The organism is Mycobacterium sp. 1165178.9, assembly GCF_001673555.1.
Classification (GTDB): domain Bacteria; phylum Actinomycetota; class Actinomycetes; order Mycobacteriales; family Mycobacteriaceae; genus Mycobacterium.
On record NZ_LZMB01000034.1, the window covers coordinates 17,394 to 27,887 of the forward strand.

At 66.7% G+C, this 10,494-nt stretch carries 13 protein-coding genes; 7 read left to right on the plus strand and 6 right to left on the minus strand.

The window, feature by feature from the left end; translation table 11 throughout:
• Window positions 1–18: 18 nt before the first annotated feature.
• The 3 genes from A5652_RS02025 (at window position 19) to A5652_RS02035 (ending at window position 1,293) form a co-directional block, all read left to right on the plus strand.
• The gene (locus tag A5652_RS02025) at window positions 19–375 is read left to right on the plus strand and encodes a DivIVA domain-containing protein (protein ID WP_067346131.1); all 357 of its coding nucleotides are present in this window, start codon (window positions 19–21) and stop codon (window positions 373–375) included.
• Window positions 372–953 (plus strand): DNA-3-methyladenine glycosylase I, encoded by a 582-nt coding sequence (locus A5652_RS02030; protein WP_067346133.1) that lies wholly within the window; start codon window positions 372–374, stop codon window positions 951–953. Before A5652_RS02025 ends, A5652_RS02030 begins: the two co-directional genes overlap by 4 nt.
• Window positions 954–1,119: 166 nt before the next feature.
• Window positions 1,120–1,293 carry a DUF3117 domain-containing protein gene (locus A5652_RS02035; protein ID WP_066995255.1) on the plus strand — a complete coding sequence of 58 codons (174 nt, stop codon included), beginning with the start codon at window positions 1,120–1,122 and terminating at the stop codon, window positions 1,291–1,293.
• Between the two features lie 28 nt (window positions 1,294–1,321).
• On the opposite strand, the gene glgA is transcribed toward A5652_RS02035, so the two are convergent.
• Window positions 1,322–2,485, minus strand: coding sequence for a glycogen synthase (gene glgA / locus A5652_RS02040; protein ID WP_067346135.1), 1,164 nt, complete (start codon window positions 2,483–2,485; stop codon window positions 1,322–1,324).
• Between the two features lie 169 nt (window positions 2,486–2,654).
• Here glgA and glgC point away from each other — a divergent pair, with 169 nt between their 5' ends.
• Window positions 2,655–3,869, plus strand: a complete 1,215-nt coding sequence (gene glgC / locus A5652_RS02045) for a glucose-1-phosphate adenylyltransferase (protein ID WP_067346137.1) — start codon at window positions 2,655–2,657, stop codon at window positions 3,867–3,869.
• Window positions 3,870–4,043: 174 nt separating this feature from the next.
• Window positions 4,044–4,169, plus strand: coding sequence for a hypothetical protein (locus tag A5652_RS28890; protein ID WP_255361795.1), 126 nt, complete (start codon window positions 4,044–4,046; stop codon window positions 4,167–4,169).
• On the opposite strand, the gene A5652_RS02050 is transcribed toward A5652_RS28890, so the two are convergent.
• The 5 genes from A5652_RS02050 to A5652_RS02070 form a co-directional block, all read right to left on the minus strand.
• On the minus strand, window positions 4,157–4,831 hold the full coding sequence (locus tag A5652_RS02050; protein ID WP_067346150.1) for an isoprenylcysteine carboxylmethyltransferase family protein: 675 nt from the start codon (window positions 4,829–4,831) through the stop codon (window positions 4,157–4,159). The genes A5652_RS28890 and A5652_RS02050 overlap by 13 nt on opposite strands.
• Before the next feature lie 7 nt (window positions 4,832–4,838).
• On the minus strand, window positions 4,839–6,482 hold the full coding sequence (locus tag A5652_RS02055) for an ABC transporter permease (protein WP_156745096.1): 1,644 nt from the start codon (window positions 6,480–6,482) through the stop codon (window positions 4,839–4,841).
• On the minus strand, window positions 6,479–7,432 hold the full coding sequence (locus A5652_RS02060) for an ABC transporter ATP-binding protein (protein ID WP_067346139.1): 954 nt from the start codon (window positions 7,430–7,432) through the stop codon (window positions 6,479–6,481). The genes A5652_RS02055 and A5652_RS02060 overlap by 4 nt, the downstream gene beginning before the upstream one ends.
• Window positions 7,422–8,060: a TetR/AcrR family transcriptional regulator gene (locus A5652_RS02065; protein WP_067346141.1), complete on the minus strand. Its 639-nt coding sequence runs from the start codon at window positions 8,058–8,060 to the stop codon at window positions 7,422–7,424. The genes A5652_RS02060 and A5652_RS02065 overlap by 11 nt, the downstream gene beginning before the upstream one ends.
• A gap of 138 nt (window positions 8,061–8,198) precedes the next feature.
• Window positions 8,199–8,867, minus strand: a complete 669-nt coding sequence (locus A5652_RS02070; protein WP_067346154.1) for an O-methyltransferase — start codon at window positions 8,865–8,867, stop codon at window positions 8,199–8,201.
• A 201-nt stretch (window positions 8,868–9,068) separates the two neighbouring features.
• Here A5652_RS02070 and sigE point away from each other — a divergent pair, with 201 nt between their 5' ends.
• Window positions 9,069–9,824 (plus strand): RNA polymerase sigma factor SigE, encoded by a 756-nt coding sequence (sigE, locus tag A5652_RS02075; RefSeq protein ID WP_067346143.1) that lies wholly within the window; start codon window positions 9,069–9,071, stop codon window positions 9,822–9,824.
• A gap of 131 nt (window positions 9,825–9,955) precedes the next feature.
• Window positions 9,956–10,351, plus strand: a complete 396-nt coding sequence (gene rseA / locus A5652_RS02080) for an anti-sigma E factor RseA (protein WP_067346156.1) — start codon at window positions 9,956–9,958, stop codon at window positions 10,349–10,351.
• The last annotated feature ends 143 nt before the right edge of the window (window positions 10,352–10,494 follow it).

Genomic DNA, 10,494 nt, shown 5'->3' on the forward strand with positions numbered 1-10,494 from the left:
TAGGGCAGTATCGATCACGTGGCGTTGGTGTTGCTGTACCTGGTTGTCCTGGTGCTGGTGGCGATCGTCCTGTTCGGCGCGGCCAGCCTGTTGTTCGGCCGCGGCGAGCAGCTGCCACCCCTGCCGCGGGGGACGACGGCCACCGCGCTTCCCGCGTTCGGGGTGACCGGCTCCGACGTCGACGCGGTCAAGTTCACCCAGGTCCTGCGCGGATACAAGACCAGCGAGGTGGATTGGGTGCTGGATCGGCTCGCGCGTGAGCTCGAGGCGCTGCGCGGGCAACTGGCCGCTGTGCACGCCGCGTCGTCCGGGCAGGAGACCGAGGGCGAGCCGGGGGAACCAGACGACGGTGAGGATCGTCAGGACTCAGTGTGAATAACGACGAACTGGTTCGCTGCAGCTGGGCGACGCTGCGACCCGGACCCGATTTCGAGCTCTATCGCGACTACCACGACCGCGAATGGGGCCAACCGGTGCGCGACGGGGTCGCGTTGTTCGAGCGGATGAGTCTGGAGGCCTTTCAAAGTGGCCTTTCATGGCTGATCATCCTGCGAAAAAGGGAGAATTTTCGGCGCGCGTTCGCCCACTTCGACATGACCAAGGTCGCCGAATACACCGAAGCCGATGTGCAGCGGCTGATGGCGGATCAGGGAATCGTGCGCAACCGCGCCAAGATCGAGTCGACGATAGCCAACGCGCGCGCCGCCGCTGAGCTGGGAAGTCCGGCGGACCTGGCGGACCTGCTGTGGTCATTTGCGCCGTCGCCGCGGTCACGCCCGGCCGACCCATCCCAAATCCCCTCGGCCACTGACGAATCGAAAGCCATGGCCCGTGAACTCAAGCGGCGCGGGTTCCGTTTCGTCGGCCCGACCACCGCCTATGCGCTGATGCAGGCGACCGGGATGGTCGACGACCACATTCGCGATTGCTGGGTGCCCGCGACAGCCCATTGAGCACACAGATGTGGGTCTTTGTTCAAGTGGCGACCTGGATAGGGAACAATGGGGGGGTGATAACGCAGTTCGATGTCGGGCATGGCTTGAAGTTCGCTGGCGGAGCATGCTCGGCGCCGACCAGGTCCGCACGGGCGGGCCAGCTCGAACCCGGAGGGAGCACTCGATGGCGGCGATGAAGCCCCGGACCGGAGACGGTCCTCTGGAAGCAACCAAGGAGGGGCGCGGCATCGTGATGCGAGTACCACTTGAGGGAGGCGGTCGACTTGTCGTCGAGCTGACGCCCGACGAAGCCGCTGCCCTCGGTGACGAGCTCAAGGGCGTGACAAGCTCCACCTAGGTCCTGCCGCCGAACGAAATCGGCGGCGCTATGCACACACCTTCCGATAGATCTCCAGGGTCTGCTCGGCGACGTGGGCCCAGGAGAACTCTTCGACGCAGCGCTGTCGTCCCGCCTTGCCATAGCGTTGCGCTTTCTCGCCGTCGGCGATCAACTCGTTGACCGCATCAGCCAATCCGGCCTGATAGCCCCGCGCGTCGTCGGGGCCGTAATGCACCAGCGTCCCTGTGACCCCGTCGGCGACCACCTCCGGGATTCCGCCGACATCGGAGGCCACCACCGCCGTCGAGCAGGCCATCGCCTCCAGATTCACGATGCCCAACGGCTCGTAAACCGACGGGCATACGAAAACTGATGCCGCCGAGAGGATTTCGCGCAGATCACCGATGGGCAGCATCTCCCGGATCCAGAACACCCCGGTGCGGCTGGCGGCCAGGGCGGCCACGGCATCGCGAATCTCGTCGGCGATCTGCGGGGTATCGGGAGCCCCGGCGCACAACACCACCTGCGCCTCCGGGCTGAACCGGTGGGCGGCCGCCACCAGATGCGCCAGTCCCTTCTGCCGCGTGATCCTGCCCACGAACACCACGATGGGCCGGCCCGGATCGACGCCGAGTTCAGTCAGCATCGATCCGGTTCGCACCGGCCCGGCCGGGTACCAGACGTCGGTGTCGACGCCGTTGCGGACGACGTGCACGGCGCTGGGATCCAGTGTGGGATAGACACGCAGGACGTCTTCGCGCATCGCGGTGCTGACCGCGATGACGGCGTCGGCGGCCAGCACCGCGGTCTGCTCGACCCAACTCGAGATCCGGTAACCCCCACCGAGTTGCTCGGCCTTCCACGGGCGCAGCGGCTCGAGCGAATGCGCGGTCAACACGTGCGGGACACCGTAGAGCAGGGAGGCCAGGTGCCCGGCCATGCCGGTGTACCAGGTGTGTGAATGCACCACGCTGGCCCCCGCCGCCGCATCGGCCATCATCAGGTCGGCCGACAGGGTCGACACCGCCTGGTTGGCGCCCCGCAGCCGCGGGTCGGGCTCGTGCGCGTAGACGCCCGGACGCGGTGCGCCCATGCAATGCACGTCGACCGCGCACAGCCGGCGTAGCTGGGCGACGAGTTCGGTGACGTGGACCCCCGCCCCGCCGTAGACCTCCGGTGGGTATTCGCGCGTCATCATGGCCACCCGCATAACCGAACGGTAGTTCGGCGACGGAGGCCGCCGCGAGCCGGGTTCGCCCCACCGCGGGGCAATCTTCGCGGCGTGCGCAGCCAAATACCTTGACGGACAGCACCACAGAACGCCGCCAATCACCCCATGCCCCTGGCAGCCCTTCGCAACGGCCGATAGGTTTGAAACCATGAGGGAAGCGCCACACGTGCTGGGCATCGTCCTGGCCGGCGGTGAGGGCAAGCGGCTGTACCCGCTGACGGCGGACCGCGCCAAGCCCGCAGTTCCCTTCGGCGGCGCCTACCGACTGATCGACTTCGTCCTGTCCAACCTCGTCAATGCCCGGTATCTGCACATCTGCGTTCTCACCCAGTACAAGTCGCATTCACTGGACCGTCACATCTCGCAGAACTGGCGGTTGTCCGGTCTGGCCGGTGAGTACATCACTCCGGTGCCCGCGCAGCAGCGGCTCGGCCCACGCTGGTATACCGGCTCGGCCGATGCGATCTACCAATCGCTCAATCTGATCTACGACGAAGATCCCGACTACATCGTGGTTTTCGGTGCCGACCACGTGTACCGGATGGATCCCGAGCAGATGGTCCGGTTCCACATCGACAGCGGTGCCGGCGCGACGGTGGCCGGCATCCGAGTGCCGCGCAGCGAAGCCACCGCGTTCGGCTGCATCGACTCCGACGAGTCGGGCCGCATCCGCAACTTCATCGAGAAGCCGCTGGATCCCCCGGGAACCCCGGACGACCCCGAGCAGACGTTCGTGTCGATGGGCAATTACATCTTCACCACCAAGGTGCTCATCGACGCGATCCGTGCGGACGCCGATGACGACCATTCCGACCACGACATGGGCGGCGACATCATCCCGCGACTGGTCGACGACGGGATGGCCGCGGTCTACGACTTCAGTGACAACGAGGTGCCCGGCGCCACCGATCGTGATCGGGCCTACTGGCGGGACGTGGGAACGTTGGACGCGTTCTACGACGCCCACATGGACCTGGTGTCGGTGCATCCGGTGTTCAACCTGTACAACAAGCGCTGGCCGATCCGCGGCGAGTCGGAGAACCTGGCGCCGGCCAAGTTCGTCAACGGCGGTTCCGCGCAGGAGTCGGTGGTGGGTGCGGGCAGCATCATCTCGGCGGCGTCGGTGCGCAACTCGGTGCTGTCGTCCAACGTGGTGGTCGACGATGGCGCGATCGTGGAGGGCAGCGTGATCATGCCCGGCGCCCGGGTCGGCCGCGGCGCGGTGGTGCGCCACGCGATCCTGGACAAGAACGTCGTCGTAGGGCCGGGCGAGATGGTGGGCGTGGACCTGGAAAGGGACCGGGAGCGCTTCGCGATCAGCGCAGGCGGTGTGGTCGCCGTGGGCAAGGGCGTCTGGATCTAGGGCGGTCGGATCTTTTTCCGGGATCTGAGGGATCAGCAGGCGGGCTTCGCGCTGTGGACCCAGTGCACGGTGACGGGGCCGCGTGACGAGCCTTCGTACTATGCCGGAAACCGGCCCGTGAGTGGGTTTCTCGGGCGTCATGGTGCCGGCGTCGCTCAGATACATTGGGCGCCAATGGGTGCGGTCCAGTGGCCATTACGCTTCTTCGCGCACCGCGGCGCCGGTGGCGCGGTCCTCGCGTACTTCCAGGCGCACACTGCGGGACGCCGCCGCGCCGTCCAGCGTGGCTACCAGATGTAGGGCACCAGCCGATAGCGCACGCGTCGCGCGTATTCGCGGTATCCGGGTAGTTCCCGGACGAGCAGCTTCTCTTCGTCGAGGATGCGCAGCGCGAGCACCAAAGCGCCGGGAGGGACGAAGAGCAAACCCCAATAAGAGCCGAGCGCCAGGGGGATGCCGGTCATCATGATCAGGTTTCCGACGTACATCGGGTGGCGCACGAATTTGTAGAGGCCCTGGGAAGCGACGGTCTGGCCGGTCTCCACCGTGACAGTGGCTGCGGCATAGCTGTTTTGGGCGATCACCAGCATGGCGATGCCGAGGCCGGTCGCCACCAGCACGTCGCCGAGCACCGACAACAGGGGCGGCACCGACGACCAGCCGAACCGATGATCGAGCGCGCTGAACACCATCGTCGCGAAAAGGCCGAGAAACGAGCCGGTGATGATGAACTTCTGCGCCTTTCGGGTTTCCGCCCGCGGGCCCGCACGCATGCGCCGCTGCAGGGCCGCGGGATTGGTCCGTGCCAGGTAGACGGTGGGGATGAGGGTCGCCGCCGCGAACACGGCGACAAAGAGCCAGGCCTGCCAGTAGTGCAGCGTGCCGGCCGGCAGGAGCAGGATCAAGACCAACGAGAGAATGCCCCACACGGATGACGCCGTTACACGGACCCCGGTATTCATCATGCTCCTAGTTGCGTAGATCGCGTTGCCGAAAAGCCATGGCTCCCAACATGATCAGCCCTAAGTCGATGGCTGATAGCCATAGCAGTGGTACGACGGTGAAGTCGGTGCCGACCCGCGGGATGTGTGCGAAGGGCTCCGCGTCGAGCAACCACTGAGGGAACCCCGCCAGCGACCCGATCAGGTATAGGGAGACGAAGCCGATCAGGACACCCCAGGCCACCGGCGTCAGGCGTGGCGCAATGCCGAACACGCAGACGGTCACGGCGGACAAGAGCCACACCGCGGGCAGCTGGACTGCCGCGCTTGCGACGACCGTGGGCAGTTTGGCGCCGACATCGCCGACCGCGACGCCATAGACGACGCCGGCGGTGATTCCGCTGGCGAGTATCGCCGCCGCGGAACCGGCTAGCGCAATCACCAAATGGCTTGCCAGCCAGCGGGTTCTCGACACCGCACCGGCCAGTACCGTTTCGGCGCGCTGGCTCGACTCTTCCTGGTGCAACCGCAGTGTGAGTGAGACGGCGAACGCGGCGGCGACCATGCCCATCATCGCGAAAGCCACGGCGATGAACGCCTCTTCGATGGCGCTGGTGCCGCCCATCCGGGCGACGATGTCGCGCGCCCCGCCACTGTCACCCAGCTCGTCGCCTATGCCGTGCACCACGCTGCCGATCAGCAGGCCATACAGGCACAGTCCCACGGTCCACAGCAGCAGTGCGGCGCGGTCGAGCCGCCACGCCAGCCCGAAGACGTTGCCCAGCGCGGGCGCGGCGGTGGCGGGGCCGGGACGTTCCGCGACAAGCCCGGCGCCGACGTCGCGGCCCGCCAACAGCCGATAGGCCAGGGCGGTCAACGCGGCCGCCGTCACCAGGTGCAGCAGCAGCACCCACCAGCGATCGCCCGCATAGGGTTTGACCTGAAGCGACCAACCGACGGGAGACAGCCACGAAACCGTGGCGTCGCCGGCGTCACCAACGGCGCGCAGGGTGAACGCGGTGCCCAGTACGGCGAAGGCTGCCCCGCGGGCGAACCGGGCGCTCGGCGACAGCTGCGCGGTCACCGCCGCGACAGCAGTGAACACCAGTCCGGAGCAGGCGAGCGCGGCCCCGAACGCCAGCGACCCGCCGGCCGGGACGTCGGTGCTGAGCAGACCGGCGGCACCGATCGCGCCGGTGGCAATCGACGCTCCGAACGACAGCAGCAGCGCCGCGCTCAGGGCGGCATAGCGGCCGATAGCGGTCGAGTCCACCAACTCGGTCCGCCCGTTCTCCTCGTCGGCTCGGGTGTGCCGGATCACCGTCAGGATGACGGCCACCGCGATCAGCGTGTGGAACATTCCCGCTTTCCAGATGCCCACGGCGCCAAGGCTGTCGTTGTAGACCTGGCCGTAGAGGGCACGCTGGGCCGGGCTGGCCATGATGGAGGCCGCAAAGCCGGCCCGGGCGGAAGCGGTGGGGTAAATTTTTGAGATGCTGCCGACGTACACCGTGGCAAGCGGCACCGAGAGCAGCAACACCCATAGCGGCATCGAAATCCGGTCGCGCCGCAGGTAGAGCCGCAGCATGGCGAGCGTTCCGGAGAAGCTCGAACCAGCAAGCGGCACAGGCGATGCCGACGCGAATGGCCGATCCAGCGTGGTCGTGCTCATGACAGCGAGACCTTTGCCTCGTCGCGCCCGTGCCGACCGTCGCCGTCCGACGTGTCGTAGTGGCGCAGGAAAAGCTCTTCGAGGGTCGGCGGCTGGCTGACCAAACTGCGCACGCCGGCATCGCCGAGCACGCGGATGAGCTCGCCCAGACTTTCGCTGTCGACCTGGGCGCGCAGCGTGTTGCCCTCGACGCTGACGTCCTCGACGCCTTTGATCCGTCTCAGATCACCGGGATCGCCGGTCATTTCGGCCTTGATCGAGGTGCGGCTCAGGTGCCGCATGGAGTTCAGCGAACCACTTTCGATGGTCTTGCCGGCGCGGATGATCGTCACCCGTTCGCACAACGCTTCCGTCTCGGCCAGGATGTGGCTGGACAACAGCACCGTCGTGCCACGGTCGCGGGCCTGCGCAACGCACTGCTGAAACACGTTCTCCATCAAAGGGTCCAGCCCACTGCTTGGCTCATCCAGGAGCAGCAGCCTGGCCTGGGATGAGAACGCCGAGATCAGCGATACCTTCTGGCGGTTGCCCTTGGAGTACGTGCGGGCTTTCTTGTGCGGGTCCAGGTCGAAGCGCTCGATCAGTTCGGCGCGGCGCTTCTTGTCGATGCCGCCCCGCATGCGCGCCAGCAGGTCGATGGTCTCACCGCCGGTCAGCGACGGCCATAGCGTCACGTCGCCTGGCACGTAGGCGATGTGGCGATGCAGGGCGACGGCTTGGGTCCATGGGTCGCCGCCGAGCAGCCGCACGCTGCCGCCGTCGGCCTTCGCCAAGCCCAGCAGGATGCGGATGGTCGTCGACTTCCCGGCCCCGTTCGGGCCGAGAAACCCGTGGACTTCGCCTTCTTGAACCGTGAGGTCCAGGCCGTCCAGCGCCCGCACCGCACCGAAACTTTTGGTGAGACCGCGGATCTCGATGGGCGCAGAACGGATGGATTTGTCAGTTGGCATCAGATTCTCCTTGATCTTCAGCGGCCAGGAATGCGTCGTACATGGTCCGGTCGGTCAGCAGTCCCTCGGTGTAGACCTCAAGCGCGGGCAGAATCATGTCGCGCGAGTAATCGCGCAGCACGGCACGTAGATCCGTTGGCGTTTCATGCATTTGGATGTAGAGAAGGAAGCCGCCGCCGCCCGTGATGGCCAGGTACCTGGCCCGCGCCTGCGGGTCGCGGCTGGGCTTGATCGTCCCGGCGCGCACGCCCTCTTCCATGTATTCCTCGGCGTTGTCAATCATCCTGCGCCATAACATGTTCGCCAGTTCCCCGCCGGTCTGCATGCTGCGCACCAGATAGGCCATCAGTGGCGCGTACTCCTCGATCTCGGCCATCTGGGCGAACCAGGTGGCAGGGTCGTTGGAGCGCAGCGCCTCCGATTTGGTGCCGCGAATGGTCTCGGCTATGAAGTCCTCGCATGCCTTGCGCAGGCCGTCCTTGGAGCCGAAGTGGTGGATGACCAGCGCGGCGCTCACGCCGGCCGCTTCGGCGATGGCGCGAAGTCCGACGCCGAACCCGTGCTCGCCGAATTGTTCGATGGCCGCATCCCGGATCCGAGCGGCTGCCGTCAAGTCGGCTGAACGCATGTTCAGTACGCTAAACGCATGTTCAGTCGACGGTCAAGAGCGACACGCGTCAAGATTTCGTAAAGGTGTGGCGGGCACCCAAAAAGGGGTGGTCAATGGCAAACGGCCAGGGTTTGAAGGACTTGGGCCGACGGCGGATCAGTCGCGGACGGCGGCCAGGATCCCGTCGCCGAGCGGCACCAGGGCGGGGGTGAGGCGCTCGTCCTCGGCGATCAGCCGCGCCGCCTCGCGCACCGCGACCACCTCGGCGTCGCGGGCGGCCGGATCCCCGGCCCGTCCGCCCAGCGCGGCGCGGTGCACCACGATGACGCCACCGGGGCGCAGCAGCCGCACGCCCTCGACGACGTAGTCCGGCTGATCGATCGGGTCGGCGTCGATGAACACCAAGTCGTAGGACTCGTCGGCGAGCCGGGTCAGCACCTCTTGGGCGCGGCCACCGATCAGCCGGGTGCGTGACGGGCCGATGCCGGCTTCGGTGAACGCCTGCTTGGCCAGCCGCAGGTATTCGGGTTCGATGTCGATCGTCGTCAAGACGCCGTCGTCGCTCATGCCGGACAACAGCCACAGCCCACTCACGCCCGCGCCGGTACCCACCTCCGCGATGGCCTTGCCGCCACTCAGCTTGGTGAGCAGGCTCAGCAACGCGCCGACCGCCGGTGTCACCGCGCCCGCACCGATGTCTACCGCGCGCTCGCGGGCGGACGCCAACAGTGCGTCCTCCGATATCGAGCTTTCGGCGTGCGCGAAGAGCGATTCGGCCCGGCTGGGCGCTGCCTGACCGGGGGCTGCTGCGTCGGTGCCGTCCATGCCCGCAGCGTATTCCACTTCGCCGCGGAGTTTGACAGGCGCGCCTGAATCGGATCAGGGTGACACGCCCGACGGTCTGGAAGCGTTTAAGGTCACTGCGCGATGGATATCTCCTGCACAGCGCAGGTAACGATCCGGTTTCTCAGGTTCAGCTCAGACTGTTCATATACCGCACATACTCCGGTACGCGACGGTAGCCCTATGCATCGCGGAGGGCGTTGGACCGGGAATACCGAATGGGAGGTACCTGTTGCCGAAAATGACGATGTGCCAGGACTCGGCACGCCGGATTCGGAGGACTTGATCATCACCACGCTTCTCAGCCCGTCCAGCATGTCTCATGCGCAGGAACTCCCCACCCACGAGTGGGTGGAGTCGTCCGATGCGCCGCAAGGGACCGCGGTTTTCGACGCGACCGGAGACAAGGCGACCATGCCGTCATGGGACGAGTTGGTGCGCCAGCACGCCGACCGGGTGTACCGGCTGGCTTACCGCCTTTCCGGCAATCAGCACGATGCGGAAGACCTGACCCAGGAGACCTTCATCCGGGTCTTCCGGTCGGTGCAGAACTACCAGCCGGGAACGTTCGAAGGGTGGTTGCACCGCATCACCACGAACCTGTTCCTCGACATGGTGCGCCGGCGCTCGCGCATCCGGATGGAGGCGCTGCCCGAGGACTACGAGCGGGTGCCCGCCGACGAACCCAATCCCGAGCAGATCTACCACGATTCGCGGCTGGGTCCTGACCTGCAGGCCGCGCTGGATTCGCTGCTGCCGGAGTTCCGTGCCGCCGTCGTGCTCTGCGACATCGAGGGTCTGTCTTACGAGGAAATCGGCGCCACCTTGGGCGTCAAGCTGGGCACCGTGCGCAGCCGCATCCACCGCGGACGCCAGGCGTTGCGGGACTACCTGGCCGCGCACCCCGATCACGACACCTTGCGCGCCCGGTCGGCCTAACCACCGATCGCCCGCCTAACGTTCGGGCAGCTATTCAGCGGCTTTGCGGCCTTAGCCTCCGTATTGCGCACTTGCTCGCGCTACATTCGATATAAGGCGGCAATAAGAATTTCAGCGGCGAGGAGTTGGTGATGCCCGATCGAGGACATGTCTTTCGCCGCGCGTTCTCCTGGCTCCCCGCTCAATTCGCCTCCCAAAGCGACGCGCCCGTCGGCGCGCCACGCCAGTTCGGGTCCACCGAGCACCTGTCCGTCGAGGCGATCGCGGCTTTCGTCGATGGCGAGCTGCGGATGAACGCACACCTGCGGGCCGCGCATCACCTGTCGCTGTGCGCCCAGTGTGCGGCCGAGGTCGACGATCAGAGCCGGGCGCGTGCGGCGCTGCGCGATTCGCGCCCCATCCGCATCCCGAGCACGCTGCTGGGCATGTTGGCCGACATTCCCTACGAGTCGCCCGACGACTCCTCCGCGCAGGAATCCGACCGTTTCGCGGACCGCGACGGCCGTGAGCCCCGCAAGCGGCGGTAGCGTGCCGCTGCGCAGCGATGCCCAGGCGAGCGATTCTGGCCGCGCCCTGCGGCTACCCCACACGCGCGTTCATGCCGCCCGGCGGCGCGCCATGGATACTAGGGTGGACACGGACAATGCCGGTGCCGCGTATTTCGCTTGGT